9 protein-coding genes, 9 tRNA genes, 1 rRNA gene and 1 pseudogene are annotated in these 15141 nt (G+C 53.0%); 18 read left to right on the top strand and 2 right to left on the bottom strand.

The features are described from left to right. Positions 1-96 precede the first annotated feature (96 nt). The 13 genes and pseudogenes from LOK74_RS11875 to mnmL all read left to right on the top strand — a co-directional run bounded on the left by LOK74_RS11875 (position 97) and on the right by mnmL (position 8270). Positions 97-3157 (top strand): 23S ribosomal RNA (locus LOK74_RS11875). 56 nt (positions 3158-3213) lie between these two features. Continuing rightward, positions 3214-3304 (top strand) — tRNA-Ser (locus tag LOK74_RS11870). Positions 3305-3333: 29 nt separating this feature from the next. Next, positions 3334-3410 (top strand) — tRNA-Met (locus LOK74_RS11865). 1 nt (position 3411) lies between these two features. Continuing rightward, positions 3412-3485, top strand: a tRNA-Trp gene (locus LOK74_RS11860). A 19-nt stretch (positions 3486-3504) separates the two neighbouring features. Continuing rightward, positions 3505-3580: transfer RNA gene (locus LOK74_RS11855), tRNA-His, on the top strand. Between the two features lie 7 nt (positions 3581-3587). Continuing rightward, positions 3588-3661, top strand: a tRNA-Cys gene (locus LOK74_RS11850). 8 nt (positions 3662-3669) lie between these two features. Further along, positions 3670-3746, top strand: a tRNA-Arg gene (locus tag LOK74_RS11845). Between the two features lie 8 nt (positions 3747-3754). Next, positions 3755-3829, top strand: a tRNA-Arg gene (locus tag LOK74_RS11840). A gap of 7 nt (positions 3830-3836) precedes the next feature. After that, positions 3837-3921 (top strand) — tRNA-Leu (locus LOK74_RS11835). Positions 3922-3961: 40 nt separating this feature from the next. After that, a tRNA-Gly gene (locus tag LOK74_RS11830) sits at positions 3962-4035 on the top strand. A gap of 512 nt (positions 4036-4547) precedes the next feature. Further along, positions 4548-5333, top strand: a complete 786-nt coding sequence (locus LOK74_RS11825) for an alpha/beta fold hydrolase (protein ID WP_230046809.1) — start codon at positions 4548-4550, stop codon at positions 5331-5333. A 490-nt stretch (positions 5334-5823) separates the two neighbouring features. Next, positions 5824-7063 (top strand): annotated as a pseudogene (locus LOK74_RS11820) (glycosyltransferase family 2 protein). 244 nt (positions 7064-7307) lie between these two features. Beyond that, a complete protein-coding gene (gene mnmL / locus LOK74_RS11815) occupies positions 7308-8270 on the top strand; it encodes a tRNA modification radical SAM protein MnmL/YtqA (RefSeq protein WP_230046986.1) in 963 nt (320 codons plus the stop codon). Positions 8271-8499: 229 nt separating this feature from the next. Here mnmL and LOK74_RS11810 read toward each other — a convergent pair whose 3' ends face one another. After that, complete coding sequence (locus LOK74_RS11810) at positions 8500-9240, bottom strand: glycerophosphodiester phosphodiesterase (RefSeq protein ID WP_230046808.1); 741 nt, start codon at positions 9238-9240, stop codon at positions 8500-8502. Positions 9241-9369: 129 nt separating this feature from the next. On the opposite strand from LOK74_RS11810, the gene LOK74_RS11805 reads away from it, so the two are divergent. Next, positions 9370-9528, top strand: coding sequence for a hypothetical protein (locus LOK74_RS11805; protein ID WP_230046807.1), 159 nt, complete (start codon positions 9370-9372; stop codon positions 9526-9528). A 143-nt stretch (positions 9529-9671) separates the two neighbouring features. Continuing rightward, positions 9672-10523 (top strand): putative beta-lysine N-acetyltransferase, encoded by an 852-nt coding sequence (ablB, locus tag LOK74_RS11800; RefSeq protein WP_230046806.1) that lies wholly within the window; start codon positions 9672-9674, stop codon positions 10521-10523. Here the strand turns inward: ablB and LOK74_RS11795 are convergent, their stop codons facing one another. Then, on the bottom strand, positions 10524-12221 hold the full coding sequence (locus LOK74_RS11795) for a PucR family transcriptional regulator (protein ID WP_230046805.1): 1698 nt from the start codon (positions 12219-12221) through the stop codon (positions 10524-10526). A 147-nt stretch (positions 12222-12368) separates the two neighbouring features. Here LOK74_RS11795 and LOK74_RS11790 point away from each other — a divergent pair, with 147 nt between their 5' ends. From LOK74_RS11790 to LOK74_RS11780, 3 genes are read left to right on the top strand one after another with little or no spacing between them, the layout of a single operon-like run. Beyond that, positions 12369-13736 carry an aspartate aminotransferase family protein gene (locus LOK74_RS11790; RefSeq protein ID WP_338148656.1) on the top strand — a complete coding sequence of 456 codons (1368 nt, stop codon included), beginning with the start codon at positions 12369-12371 and terminating at the stop codon, positions 13734-13736. 21 nt (positions 13737-13757) lie between these two features. Beyond that, positions 13758-14438, top strand: a complete 681-nt coding sequence (locus LOK74_RS11785; protein ID WP_230046985.1) for a CoA transferase subunit A — start codon at positions 13758-13760, stop codon at positions 14436-14438. Beyond that, positions 14420-15097: a 3-oxoacid CoA-transferase subunit B gene (locus LOK74_RS11780; protein ID WP_230046803.1), complete on the top strand. Its 678-nt coding sequence runs from the start codon at positions 14420-14422 to the stop codon at positions 15095-15097. The genes LOK74_RS11785 and LOK74_RS11780 overlap by 19 nt, the downstream gene beginning before the upstream one ends. Positions 15098-15141: the final 44 nt, after the last annotated feature.

The following is a 15141-nucleotide window of genomic DNA, read 5'->3' as shown; positions in this document are numbered from 1 at the left end:
CGTCCTGTTGGGTCGGCTAGAGACGTCCCGTCCATGGGACTACGCCGACACTAGCACGTCCTGTGCGTCGCAACGCAGACATAATCACATCCGTGTGGTTAAGTTACTAAGGGCACACGGTGGATGCCTTGGCGCTAGGAGCCGAAGAAGGACGCAGCGAACTGCGATAAGCCTCGGGGAGCGGTAAGCACGCTTTGATCCGGGGATCTCCGAATGGGGCAACCCACCATCCGTAATGGGATGGTATCCGTCACTGAATCCATAGGTGGCGAGAAGGCAGACCCGGTGAACTGAAACATCTAAGTAGCCGGAGGAGAAGAAAACAAGAGTGATTCCCCTAGTAGTGGCGAGCGAACGGGGAAGAGCCTAAACCGCAAGGTTATCCTTGCGGGGTTGTGGGGCGTCTCACGTGGAGTTACAAAAGACGCGCGTAGGTGAACCATCTGGAAAGGTGGACCAGAGAGCGTGACAGTCGCGTAACCCAAACGCGCGTCTCTCCGAGACGGACCCCGAGTAGCGCGGGACACGGGAAATCCCGCGTGAATCTGGCAGGACCATCTGCTAAGGCTAAATACTCCCTAGCGACCGATAGTGAACCAGTACCGTGAGGGAAAGGTGAAAAGCACCCCGGGAGGGGAGTGAAACAGAACCTGAAACCGTGTGCTTACAAATAGTCGGAGCACGATCAATGTGTGACGGCGTGCCTTTTGTAGAATGAACCGGCGAGTTACGGTAGCGTGCAAGGTTAAGTCGAAGAGACGGAGCCGCAGCGAAAGCGAGTCTGAACAGGGCGCAAGTACGTTGCCGTAGACCCGAAACCGTGTGATCTAGCCATGTCCAGGGTGAAGGTAGGGTAACACCTACTGGAGGCCCGAACCCACGCACGTTGAAAAGTGCGGGGATGAGGTGTGGCTAGCGGTGAAATTCCAATCGAACTCGGAGATAGCTGGTTCTCCCCGAAATAGCTTTAGGGCTAGCCTCGGATGGGACCCCGCCGAACACGAGCGTAAGCTTGGGTTCGGTGGGTCCAGTGAGAGTCTTGGAGGTAGAGCACTGATTGGGCTAGGGGCCCTCATCGGGTTACCGAACTCAGTCAAACTCCGAATGCCAATGACTTATGTCCGGGAGTCAGACGATGAGTGCTAAGATCCATCGTCAAGAGGGAAACAGCCCAGACCATCAGCTAAGGTCCCCAAGTGTACGTTAAGTGGGAAACGATGTGGAGTTGCCCAGACAACCAGGATGTTGGCTTAGAAGCAGCCACCATTTAAAGAGTGCGTAATAGCTCACTGGTCGAGTGACTCTGCGCGGAAAATGTAACGGGGCTAAACGTACCACCGAAGCTATGGCAGTCCGTACGGACTGGGTAGGGGAGCGTTCCAAGCAGCGGTGAAGCCGTACCGGAAGGAGCGGTGGAGCGCTTGGAAGTGAGAATGCCGGTGTAAGTAGCGAAAAGACAAGTGAGAATCTTGTCCACCGAAAGCCTAAGGGTTCCTGGGGAAGGCTCGTCCTCCCAGGGTTAGTCGGGACCTAAGCTGAGGCCGAAAGGCGTAGGCGATGGACAACAGGTTGATATTCCTGTACCACCTTTGTTCCGTTTGAGCGAGGGCGTGACGCAGGAGGATAGGGTGAGCGGCCTACTGGATGGCCGTCCAAGCAGCAAGTGTGGTATGCAGGCAAATCCGCATACCATCCAGCACAAGCTGTGATGGCGAGGGAAATACAAGTACCGAAGTCCCTGATTTCACACTGCCAAGAAAAGCGTCTAGTGAGGAACAAGGTGCCCGTACCGCAAACCGACACAGGTAGGCGAGGAGAGAATCCTAAGGTGCGCGGGATAACTCTTGCTAAGGAACTCGGCAAAATGGCCCCGTAACTTCGGGAGAAGGGGCGCCCCGGTAGGGTGAGGGTCCCCGCCTGACACGAGCGTAAGCTTGTGTCAGGTGGGCTGAGCCCGAGGGGGCCGCAGTGAAAAGGCCCAAGCGACTGTTTAGCAAAAACACAGGTCTCTGCGAAGCCGCAAGGCGAAGTATAGGGGCTGACGCCTGCCCGGTGCTGGAAGGTTAAGGGGATGAGTTAGCTTCTGGGCCCCGCCGAACGCGAGCGTAAGCTTGTGTTCGGTGGGTAGAAGCGAAGCTTTGAACCGAAGCCCCAGTAAACGGCGGCCGTAACTATAACGGTCCTAAGGTAGCGAAATTCCTTGTCGGGTAAGTTCCGACCCGCACGAAAGGCGTAACGACTTGGGCGCTGTCTCGGCAAGAGACCCGGTGAAATCATAATACCTGTGAAGATGCAGGTTACCCGCGACAAGACGGAAAGACCCCATGGAGCTTTACTGTAGCCTGGTATTGGAACTTTGTGCATCATGTACAGCATAGGTGGGAGCCTGAGAATCCGGTGCGCCAGCATCGGGGGAGGCGCCGTTGGGATACCACCCTTGATGTACGGAGTTTCTAACTCGGCACCCTGATCGGGTGCGAGGACCATGCCAGGTGGGCAGTTTGACTGGGGCGGTCGCCTCCCAAAAGGTAACGGAGGCGCCCAAAGGTTCCCTCAGAATGGTTGGAAATCATTCGTAGAGTGTAAAGGCACAAGGGAGCTTGACTGCGAGACCTACAAGTCGAGCAGGGACGAAAGTCGGGCTTAGTGATCCGGTGGTTCCGCATGGAAGGGCCATCGCTCAACGGATAAAAGCTACCCTGGGGATAACAGGCTTATCTCCCCCAAGAGTCCACATCGACGGGGAGGTTTGGCACCTCGATGTCGGCTCATCGCATCCTGGGGCTGTAGTAGGTCCCAAGGGTTGGGCTGTTCGCCCATTAAAGCGGTACGCGAGCTGGGTTCAGAACGTCGTGAGACAGTTCGGTCCCTATCTGTCGCGGGCGCAGGAAGTTTGAGGAGAGCTGTCCTTAGTACGAGAGGACCGGGATGGACGCACCGCTGGTGCACCAGTTGTCACGCCAGTGGCACAGCTGGGTAGCTATGTGCGGACGGGATAAGCGCTGAAAGCATCTAAGCGTGAAGCCCCCTCCAAGATGAGACTTCCCACAGCGCAAGCTGGTAAGACCCCTCAGAGACGATGAGGTTGATAGGTTCGATGTGGAAGCGCGGCAACGCGTGGAGCTGACGAATACTAATCGGTCGAGGACTTATCCACACTCTCTTTCCTTGTTCTATACTTCTGTTATCCGGTTTTGAAGGTGTGACCATCGCGGAGAGTTACCCAAGAGGCCGAAGGGGACGGTTTGCTAAACCGTTAGTACGCGTAAGCGTAGCGAGGGTTCGAATCCCTCACTCTCCGCCATTTAACAAAATAAACTGTTCAGGATTTATGGCGGTGTAGCTCAGCTGGCTAGAGCGTTCGGTTCATACCCGAAAGGTCGGGGGTTCAAGCCCCTCCGCCGCTACCACAGGGGCATAGTTTAATGGTAGAACAAAGGTCTCCAAAACCTTCAGTGTGGGTTCGATTCCTACTGCCCCTGCCATTCTTGAACAGGATATATGGCGGTCGTGGCGAAGGGGTTAACGCACCGGATTGTGGCTCCGGCACTCGTGGGTTCGAATCCCATCGATCGCCCCATTGATGTGGGAGTATAGCCAAGTGGTAAGGCACGGGTCTGCAAAACCCTCATCCCCGGTTCGAATCCGGGTACTCCCTCCAGATGATCTGTCCCAGTAGCTCAGTCGGATAGAGCAACCGCCTTCTAAGCGGTCGGTCGGGAGTTCGAATCTCTCCTGGGACGCCACTTGCTACGAGCCTATAGCTCAGAGGATAGAGCACTGGTCTCCGGAACCAGGTGCCCAGGTTCGAGTCCTGGTAGGCTCGCCATATTTATGCGGTCGTGGTGGAATTGGCAGACACACCATCTTGAGGGGGTGGCGGGGCGACCCGTGCGAGTTCGAGTCTCGCCGACCGCACCATTCCTTACCTGTTTCACTCCCTTTACCTATTCCAGCATTTGCGGGTGTAGTTCAATGGTAGAACTTCGGCTTCCCAAGCCGACAGCGCGGGTTCGATTCCCGTCACCCGCTCCATCGCAAATCCCTTGAGAAATCAAGGTTTTTTTATTTGTAGGGAAAGATGTGAGAGGGGCAATAAGCTTAGTTGAGGATGAATTGGGGACGAATCGGTGGAGCGGTTTCCCCAATAGATGGCCGAGGCCCCATCACAATCAATTGTACAGGATACCCTGCTTTTATCACCCCTTATTCCCCTTCCATTCCACGTACTCTGCCGTCATCTACCGGCTTCTCTGGAATACTCTAGTGAGAGGATGACTTTCAGTTCATCGTACGGATCAAGTGCAACACCCAGCCTTCCAAAAAAGTTGCCACCATCTACATACTGCGCTTTTACACATCTCCAATGTAAAGAAATAACGATTTGCCACAACCTGCGATTGTATAAACGGAAGGCTTGAAAGCATGGGGAAGAAGCAGACTCTCATACAAGCAATCGAGGGCAGCAGTGCTCCTTCACATACACTTATGCTTGCCTAGGTGAGTATCCTATTGTTGATACTACATTACCATATGGAGGAGTCACGATGGGTTACTTTGTGATGGTCGAACCTGGTGTACGATTATATGTAGAAGATCTGAACCCGGGGGGCAACAAGACGATTCTGTTTATACATGGTTGGCCATTAAACCATAAGCAGTTTGAATACCAGTTTACTATTCTTCCTGCAATGGGTTATCGATGCATTGGTATCGACTGGAGGGGATTCGGTCAGTCTGACAAACCTGTGAGTGGCTATCATTACAACCGATTGGCAGATGATATCCGCGCTGTAATTGACACTCTTCAATTAGACAACATTACTATCGTGGGTCACTCAACGGGTGGAGCGATCGCGATTCGTTATATGGCCAGGCACAATGGTTGCGGAGTATCCAATCTTGTCCTTGTAGACGCTGCAGCTCCCGTAGGTTTTACAACGGAAACGGCCAATCAATTGCTTACCGAAACGTTAAATGACAGACCTAAGATGATGCAGGGAGTAACAGACACTTTTTTCTTTCAGTATATTACCGGTCCTTTCTCAGAGTGGTTTCTCCAATTAGGGTTACAAGCGGCAGGTTGGTCAACCGCGGCAATCATCATTTTACTAAGAGATGAGAATCTTGCTGCTGATCTGCAAGAAATATTTGTTCCTACTTTAATCATTCACGGCATACACGACAAAGTAATTCCATTTGCACAAGCTCAGGAACTACATCAAAACATACGGAATTCACAGCTTGTTCCGTTTCATTACAGCGGTCATGGAGCTTTCTGGGAAGAACGTGACAGGTTTAATCAGCTATTGCAGCAATTTATCAACATGTAGATCTCTTCCATTAAAAGGGGACGCTCGTTCGTTTGAATGGAATGAACAGTATATACCCAGACCTCATCATTTTTGGTGAGGTTTTTTGTTGTTCTTATGTCCATATTCGTCTCCCACTTTTTTCCTAGTCTGCCTTCCACACTATAGTAGAACCAATAACTCGGGCGCTGGTTCAAAAAAAGTGAAACATTTCCATCGGCTAAAACGTCAATATATATTGAGGAAGATACAGGTGACTTTTCATTTGCTGCTCTGTGGCAGCGGTCATTTGAAAAAAGCAACCCGCAAAATCCGTCAAAACAACGAGATTGGATATGACAGAGCGCAAGACTTCACAACAGTGTCGTATAAAATAAGAAAATATTCCCTTTTCACGACTTTTGGATGATTGCGGGGAAATCATGCTTGATGTAAACTCGCACTTAGGGCTTAGAGAGATAACAAAATGTGGTTATTCTGAAATCTGTGGGTAGGCTAAGGAGATAAAGAGATGACAATTTGGAAGGATCTTATTGAGGGAGTTTTCATTGGGGTAAACGTCGCAATTGGATTGATCAGTACGTATCAGATACTGGTCTCCTGCAACGGGGTTTTCAGAAAAAAAAGAGGCGATGGTGCACAAACCAGAAAAATCATTTGCCGTCCTGATTGCCGCACATAACGAGAGCGCGGTTATTTCTCCGTTGATCGAGAACTTGAAGCAGTTGGACTATCCGAAAGAGCTTTACGATATTTTTGTCATCTGCGACAACTGTACCGATGATACGGCTGAGATTGCCCGCAGCCACGGTGTATATGCATTTGAACGTTTTGACAGCAGCAAGCGGGGCAAGGGGTTTGCCATCGAGTGGATGCTGGAAAATCTGTGGGCGATGCCCAGACAGTACGATGGCGTAGTCATGTTTGACGCAGACAACTTGGCAGAGAAAAACTTCTTGCAGGTAATGAATGAACGCTTGTGTAAAGGGGATCGCGTGATTCAGGCGTACCTGGATTCGAAGAACCCGTACGATTCCTGGGTAACCTTGTCATATGCCATGTCTTACTGGTTTATGAATCGGATGTGGCAGTTGGCTCGTTACAACCTCGGACTGCCCAACACCTTGGGCGGAACCGGATTTTGCATCGAGAGCAAATTGTTAAAAGAAATGGGCTGGGGTGCTACCAGTCTGACCGAAGATCTGGAGTTCTCCACTCGCTGCATCGATCGCGGTGTCTATCCTACATGGACCCACGATACCAAAGTCTACGATGAAAAACCAATCGGTCTGGCTGCTTCGATGAGGCAGCGACTGCGCTGGGCCCAGGGGCATTATGACGTGGCCAGTCGTTACTTGGCCAAGTTGATCGGCAACGGACTGTTCTCGCGACGTCTGGGCATGCTGGATGCTGCGTTTTACCTGTTTCAGCCGATGTATGTGCTGATTATCTTTTGTTTGTCGTTTTTGACTATAGGCAATCTGTTTGACTGGAATGAACTGATCGGCATGCAAAACATCTTCCCCACCTGGTACGTCTACGGTTTGGCTACTGTTTCCTACGCGCTGCCACTGATTGCCTTGTACCAGGAAAGATTGCCGTTGAAGGCTTATCTGGGTTACCTTGTTTTGCCGATTTTTATTGTGACCTGGATACCGGTATTTCTGTACGCACTTTTCACCAAGAAAAACAAAGTGTGGGTTCATACGACTCATACCCGGGCGATTCGGATCGAGGAGTTGCAGCAATAAAAGAGAATCACTATCCCTCAAACCAACGTCGAACGTGCAAAAGAACCACAGGAGACCATCCCGTGGTTCTTTTCTTGCGTCCGCTGGTGAGTAGGAAACATCTCACAGGATGGCTGTTGTCTCAAGAGAAGCAAAATCTGCTATGCTAGTAAGACAGGTCTGTCGATCGTTTCCGCGCAGCTTGATGAACCGGAACAAGGAAGGGCGGAGCGGAGAGCGGCAAGAGGTGGGAAAGGAGACAAACATGAAACAGGTTAGCGAGCAAAAGCTTGTCGACGTACACACCTGGGGCGACAAGCGTTATCATACATGGAACCATCACCTTCGACAGCAGTTTCACGCAAAAGTGTTTAAAGTGCCGCTCGATGGCGGATTTACCTGCCCTAATCGGGACGGCAAGGCGGCAGTTGGCGGTTGTACGTTTTGCAGTGCCCGTGGTTCAGGCGATTTCGCCGGTGATCGGAGAATGGATTTGGAAAAACAGTTCCACGATGTGAAGGCGCGCCTGCATGAGAAGTGGCCCAGTGCCAAGTATATCGGCTATTTCCAAGCCTTCAGCAACACGTACGCACCGCTGGAGGAACTGCGTGACATGTACGAATTGATCCTGCGGCAGGAGGGAGTAGTCGGGTTGTCCATTGCGACACGCCCAGACTGCCTTCCCGACGATGTGGTGGAGTATCTTGCCGAGTTGAATGAGCGTACCTATCTATGGGTTGAGCTTGGGCTGCAGACGATCCATGAGCGGACACAACGGTTGATCAACCGGGGACACGACTACCAGTGCTACCTGGACGGAGTAGAAAAATTGCGGAAGCGCAACATCCGGGTGTGCTCCCACATTATCTACGGGCTGCCGGGTGAAACATACGGGGACATGATGGAGACGGCACAGGCTGTAGCGCATCTGGACGTACAGGGGATCAAGATCCACCTGCTGCACTTGCTGCGCCATACGCCAATGGTGAAGCAGTATGAGCAGGGCCTAGTGAAGTTCCTTTCTCAGGAGGAGTATATCAGGTTGGTCGTCGATACATTGGAAATCCTTCCTCCAGAAATGATCGTGCATCGGGTTACAGGAGATGGGCCAGCGGATTTGCTGATTGGTCCGATGTGGAGCCGTAAAAAATGGGAGGTGTTGAACGGGATCGACGCTGAACTCAGAAGGCGCGACAGTTGGCAGGGGAAATACTGGTCTCCACTCTAAGATGGATAGCGTCTCCTAAGAGGATAAGGTTGATTCAAATGGATAGGGTTGATGCATTGATGCAGTCAGATGTGTCCTACTCAGGGGAGAGAGCACTCACAGCCTGCGAAGAATGGCGGGGTGGGACATCTCCCTCCCACCCCGAAGGATTGCAGAAAAATCGATAGAAATACCGGCATGCGAAGCTTGGCATGCCGGTATTTCTATGCATCCGCCTGTACGTCGTGGTTTAACCAGAGTCGAGTTTCGGGTGGAGAACCTTTCGTGCCCGCCGTGGATAGTTGGTGATGATCCCATCGATCCCCAGCTTTCGCATCCGCAATATCGTTTGTGAGCTGTTGATCGTCCAGCCGATCACCTCTAACCTGTGGCGATGTGCCTGTCGGATGAGGGAAGGCGTGATTTCTTCTTTGGGGACGTGAAGCTGCTCTGTCTGGTACTGCCGTGCAATATCCCACGGTTCATGCAGATGACCGATATATAGAAGTCCGGTGCGGACAGCAGGGGCCAGTTCTTTGATGTGCAAGAGACTGTTAAAGTTAAACGATGAAATGATCGCGCGCTGCTCCATTTCATAGATGCGGAGCAGCTCGACCACCCGCTTTTCCAATTCCGGCTGAGGGACGAAAAAATTTTTTAACTCGAGAATCACCTGCATCCGCGTTGGCATCACCAACGCCAATACCTCACGCAGACTAGGAATCTTTGATTTGGAAAAGCGGGGATCGAACCAACTGCCGGCGCTTAGGCGGCGAAGCTCGGCAAACGTGCGGTTCTGCACCAGGCCAGTCCCGTCAGTCGTCCGATCCAGCCAGGGGTCGTGGATGACCACTACTTCCCCGTCACTCGTCAACTGCACATCCAGTTCGATCCCGTCCGCACCCAGCCTGATCGCGGCACGAAACGCTTCCAGGGTATTTTCCGGATGGCGGGCGGAAGCGCCGCGGTGCGCAAAGATCCACGGTCTCACAGAGGTTCCTCCTTCCTCACGCCGTTGTTACATGCATATGCTGGCCGCGACCCAGGCTGAACGAACGGAATCACCCATTTTTTTACAAGCTAGGTAAGGGTGGGTGTAAAGAGGACGTTCGCTTACGCGATGACCATCATTTGCCATCAGGACTCTGTTGCCGACAGTGATGGGATTCAGAACGATTGCAACAGAATTACCAACAGGATGAACAGGATCAGCACGATCATGGTGCTGTTATTGGTCTCCAAGATTGCCATTACGGGTACCTCCTTGCCTAGAATCTAATAGTAGCTTATGTTGAAGAATCCGCATTGGCCTATGGAACCCTGAAAAATTTTTGTACAGAGTGTAGGATGAGATGCTGCTTCCCTATCGATTAGAATGGAAGCAGTTGTAGGTATCGTTGCTTCACAGGAGGAGGGTTTTTCATGTCGACACCTGACCAAGCACGACAGATGGATGGCCAGCAATGGATTGTTGACGAACCGAACCAGCGTATTCGCGTCCTGCGCTATGATCGCGCTCGATTGAGGGAGCTGCATGATTACCTGGGGGAACTGGCAGAAGAGAAGTGTTTGACCAAACTGATCGTCTATGCCAAGAAGGCTGACCTACCCGTATGGGAAGAGCTAGGCTACCGTAGAGAAGGTGTGATTGACGGTTTTTTTCAGGGAGAAAATGCCCAAATGATGTCCCGGTTCTTAACAGATGAACGAGCGTCATCTTCCGCAGTGGAACTGGCAGATGAGATCATCCATATCAGTTTGCAAAAGGCAGAGGCCCCTGCAAATCAAACCATGCCTGTCGGTTACCGGCTGCGGGATGGTGTGGAAGCAGACGCTGAGGCACTGGCGCAGTTGTATCGAATGGTGTTTCCGGTTTATCCCACGCCGATGGATGACCCCGCGTATATCCGGAAAACGATGCGTGAGCATACTCACTACTGCGTCGTAGAGGCGGACGGCAAGATCGTCAGTGCTGCTTCGGCAGAAGTGACGCCCGCTTTTGGCTCGGCAGAGATGACCGATTGCGCCACCCATCCCGACTACGCCGGACGAGGCTTGCTGCAGCCGCTGTTTTTCGCTCTGGAGGAGAAGCTGCAGGCGATGGGGATTTATTATCTCTATACCTTGACGCGTGCTCAATCTCATGGGATGAACATAACGGCTGCCAAGATGGGATATACCTACCGAGGTCGGCTCATTAACAACTGCGTCATTTTTTCTGGCTTTGAAGATATGAACATCTGGGTCAAGTCGTTCCGCCCGACCTGGGAATAATCAACCGGTGCCAGGCGTTCCGGATTTGTCCGCAGCTGGATAGAGCAAGCCGTGCAGTCGGTAAGCCATCAGAGCCAGCTGCAGCTGCCAGCGTTGACCGGCATGCTGCAGATCAATCCCTGTTTTGCTTTCGATCTGCTGGATCCGGTATTTCAGGGTATGCCGATGGATGTAAAGCGCTTGCGATGTCTGCAGACCGTTCCCGTTGTGCATCAGGTAGACCCGCAGCGTCTCCAATAGCTGTTGGTTGTATCTCCGGTCGTATTCCAATAATGGCTGGAGCAGAGGCTGCCACAACTGCTGCAGCGTTTCCGGTTTTCGATGAAAAGGAAACAACACTTGATAGCCTTCCATCTGTTCATACAGCAGCGGTTGTGGCGGTTGAGCCAACAATGGATAAGCATGCAGCACAAATACAGCCTCGTCTGCCGCCTCTGCCAGGTCGGGCAGGTTCTGTCTCCCTCTGCTTACCCCAATGTAGAGAGGAGTCGCAGGAGAGAGGGCCGTCCACCGTCTAGCCAAGCGTTCCAACAGAGCAAGACTGGCCGCTTGATCCGGCATGATCAACAACAGATGACTGGGGCGTTCCCGCAGCAGGTAGGGAGTTCGGTGCCGGATAGCCAGCCGATTTAATAACGTGGTCAGCTGATGGTGATGCTGGCCCGTTTTCTCTGTAGCGCCCGATTGCGGCCGCAGTGCAGCCACGATATGACTACCGGTTAGCGGGTAGCCGAGCAGACGGCTGCGCGCATCTTCTTCTGCGCTCCAAGTAACAGTACCCGATAAAATCTCTTCCGCAAAATCTCCCTGCATCCGCCACTCCGTCTCGCGAATCGCCCGTTCTTTGACGAACTCCAGCGCACAGAGCGTCGCTGCATGCTGTAAGGCAATATGATCCAGCTCCTGCCACTCTGCGTGCGGTTTGGTCAGGGAAAAAAAGCCGTAGGTCTCCGTTGCTGTCTGGATCGGTACCGAATGCGTCACCGCTTCCTGTCCATCCTCTCCTGCTGATATAGCTTGTCCGGTTTTGAGTTCAGCTGCGGCAAGCGGCACTTCCGCATCTATCTCTTGATCACGCGTGATCGAGCCTGGATCTCGTTCTGTGGTCTGTGTCGGTTCCTTTATCCCGTGAGCAGTATCCGCTCTCTGCTGAGAAGCGACTAGTTGATAGCCAAACGTGTCAACAATCACAGCTCGGCCATCCGTCAATCGAGCCAGTTCATTGGCGATGGCAGGCAGACCTTTTCCAGCTAGGGCGACGCGGATGATCTGCTCGTGGATCGCCTGGGAATAGGCCAGTGTCTCAAACTGACGGTTGATGATCGGCTGCAGGATGGCCTTGGTAATGGTGGAAAAATTGACTTCAACCGGTATTTCAATCAGCGGCAGTCCATACGCATCGGCAGCCGTGATCAACGAATCAGGGATCTCCCCTAGGTAAAAGCCGGTGTGAATGGCTACACCGCTAAGCCCTCTCCTCGCCAGGGAAGGAATAAAGCCCGACAATCGTTTGGCGTCGTCCATCAGCCCAAAACCGGTGGTGATCAGGAACTCCCCTTCCTGCAGCCGGTTGGTATCCTCCAGTACTTCGACAATCGTCACCCAGCGGATCTGATTGTCCACTCCGGCGGCACCAGCAACCAGCTTGCTCTGTACCATATCCGGCAGCATCAGTGCTTCACGTATGGTAATCGTCATTCCGTCTCACCCTTGCTCCTGTTAGTCTTTATACAAAATGTACAAAAGATTTTGTCTGTTTGCACGCTTTTTTTGACAACACGGCGAATGGAAGTTTCCAACTGTTGCGCTACGATGAAGGTATCGTAACGACATGAGGTGGTCCGCGTGAAAGGCAAAAGTTATGTGATCAAACCTGAGCTTGGCAAAACCTATCCGTTTGTCTCGCACGGCAAGGGCATCTATCTATATGACCAGACCGGCAAAGCCTACCTGGATGGCTGCTCCGGAGCGGTGACGGCAAGTATCGGACATGCTGTCCCTGAGATAGCGGAAGCGATGTATGATCAGGCGCGGAAAGTCTCTTTCGCCTACCGTTCTCACTTTAGCAGTGATGCAGTAGAGGAGCTGGCCGCCAAGCTGGCGGAGTGGGCCCCCGGCAACCTGATGTACAGCTTTTTTGTCAGCAGTGGTTCCGAAGCGACTGAGACAGCGCAAAAGATCGCAATTCAATACTGGCAGGAGAAGGGCTACCAGCGGAAAAACCAGATTCTCTCCCGCTGGATGAGCTATCATGGGATTACCATCGGAGCGCTCTCGATGTCCGGGCATGTGCTGCGCCGCAAGCGATACGTGCCGCTGTTGGCCGATTATCCCAATGTGTCGGCACCTTATTGCTACCGCTGTCCGCTTGGACTTTCACCGGACGCTTGCGGCAGCAAGTGTATCGACGACTTGGAGATTGCGATTCAGCGGATCGGTGCGGAGAATATTGCCGCGTTTATTGCCGAACCGGTGATCGGAGCATCCGGCGGAGCAGTCGTCCCGCCAGCAGGATATTATCAGCGGGTACGTGAGATTTGCGACCGCCATCAGATCCTGTTCATTGCAGATGAGGTGATGACCGGGATTGGTCGTACCGGCAAGCGATTTGGCATCGATCACTGGGGCGTCGTGCCTGACATGATGGCGCTTGGCAAAGGGATGAGTGCGGGATATACGCCGATGGCGGCTGCCATTGTGTCAGAGGAAATCATTGAGACGATTGCCCTCGGTTCCGGTTCGATCATGGCCGGACATACGTACAGTGCCAATCCGCAGTCGGCTGCTACGGCACTGGCTGTCATGCAATACATGGAGAAACATAATCTGGTAGGAAATGCCGCTGTCCAGGGAGAATACCTTTTGCAGCAGCTGAAGCAGTTGACAGTAGACTTTCCGCTGGTGGGCGATGCTCGCGGGTTAGGGCTGCTGTGTGGTCTGGAGTTCGTCAAGGATCAGAGCAGCAAAGCACCGTTTGCGCTGTCCGACGGGATCGCCCAACGAGTGATCGACCGAGCGTTTGACAAAGGCCTGATGATCTACCCGGCGGTCGGCGGGATCGAAGGGCAGGCAGGCGATTCCATCATCATCGCTCCACCGCTCGTAATTGCCAGGGATGAAGTAGATCAGCTGATCCACCTGCTGCGGGGAGCAATCGCTGACGTGCAGGAGGAACTAAAACATGAAGGTTTGGTTGCAGCAGAGAAGGGATGATGGCATGTGAAACAAAAAGGCATGAACAAAGTAGTGGAGCTGGAAGAAGCGCTCAACCATTTTCAGGATGGGATGAGCCTGATGGTAGGCGGGTTTGGCGGGGTCGGCAATCCGCCTACCCTGATCCGCGGCATTCTGAGCAAAGGCGTACGGGACATCACGATGATTTCCAATGACACTGCGTTTCCGCATATCGGACTGGGGCAACTGGTTACCCAACGCCGGGTGAAAAAGCTGATCACCTCGCACATCGGTTCCAATCCAAACGCTGGTGCGCAAATGACAGCAGGAGAGCTGGAAGTGGAGTTCTGTCCGCAGGGCATCCTTGCCGAGCGGATTCGGGCAGGTGGTGTCGGACTTGGAGGGATCCTCTCCGACATTGGCATCGGGACCATCGCTGAGCAGGGGAAGCAAAAAGTGAGCGTAGCCGGCAAAGAGTATCTGCTGGAAACGCCGCTTATCGCTGATGTAGCAATTGTCCACGCCAAACGAGCCGACCACTATGGCAATCTGGTGTACGAGAGCAGTGCCCGCAACTTTAATCCGTTGGTAGCCATGGCTGGCACCGTCACGATTGTAGAAGCGGATGAGATTGTGGAGATCGGCGAACTGGACCCGGAGGAGATTATTACGCCAGGTGTGTTTGTCGACCTGGTCGTAAAAAGTGAGGGGGTTGACTGGCAATGGGCGTGGGAGAAGTGAGAGAAGCGGAGAGCTACCGCGAGCGAATCGCTCGACGCGCCGCCCTTGAGATCGAGGACGGCATGATCATCAACCTGGGGATCGGAATTCCAACACTGGTCGCCGACTTCATCCCTGAAGACAAGTTTGTGCTGTTCCATGCAGAGAACGGCATTCTCGGTACCGGGCCAAGTCCTGCACCAGGGGAAGAGAATCCCATGCTGTGCAATGCCGGCGGTTTCCCGGTTACGCTGGTCAAGGGAGCCTCTTATTTTGACAGCGCGACTGCTTTTGCCATCATCCGGCGTGGTCTGTTGGACATGACGATCCTGGGGGTGCTGGAAGTGAGCCAGGCTGGCGATATCGCCAACTGGATCGTGCCAGGCAAACGAGTCCCCGGCATGGGCGGCGCGATGGAGTTGGCGCAGAAAGCGAAACGGGTGATGGTCCTCACCACTCATCTCGATAAACAAGGGCGTTCCAAGATTGTCCGGCAGTGCAAGCTGCCGCTTACCGCACCGCGGGCGGCCAATCTGATCATTACCGATATGGCAGTGATGGAGGTCACGGCAGAGGGCTTGTACCTGCGCGAAGTGATGCATCCCTATACGGTTGCTGATGTGATAGCCGCTACCGAGGCTGAACTGCATATCGCTGATGAAGTGGGCGTATTCCGGTAAGGGGGCTTTCACTCCGGCTGACTGTCGTATAGGTTGATCTTTTG

The sequence above is a fragment of the Brevibacillus humidisoli genome (assembly GCF_020923435.1).
GTDB lineage: Bacteria > Bacillota > Bacilli > Brevibacillales > Brevibacillaceae > Brevibacillus_E > Brevibacillus_E humidisoli.
This window is presented reverse-complemented; position numbering and strand designations above follow the sequence as displayed.

Coding starts and splice junctions, on each gene's coding strand:
- LOK74_RS11780 (WP_230046803.1), top strand. CDS start 14,420: ATGGGCGTGGGAGAAGTGAGAGAAGCGGAGAGCTACCGCGAGCGAATC.
- mnmL (WP_230046986.1), top strand. CDS start 7,308: ATGAAACAGGTTAGCGAGCAAAAGCTTGTCGACGTACACACCTGGGGC.
- LOK74_RS11825 (WP_230046809.1), top strand. CDS start 4,548: ATGGGTTACTTTGTGATGGTCGAACCTGGTGTACGATTATATGTAGAA.
- LOK74_RS11795 (WP_230046805.1), bottom strand. CDS start 12,221: ATGACGATTACCATACGTGAAGCACTGATGCTGCCGGATATGGTACAG.
- ablB (WP_230046806.1), top strand. CDS start 9,672: ATGTCGACACCTGACCAAGCACGACAGATGGATGGCCAGCAATGGATT.
- LOK74_RS11785 (WP_230046985.1), top strand. CDS start 13,758: ATGAACAAAGTAGTGGAGCTGGAAGAAGCGCTCAACCATTTTCAGGAT.
- LOK74_RS11805 (WP_230046807.1), top strand. CDS start 9,370: ATGACCATCATTTGCCATCAGGACTCTGTTGCCGACAGTGATGGGATT.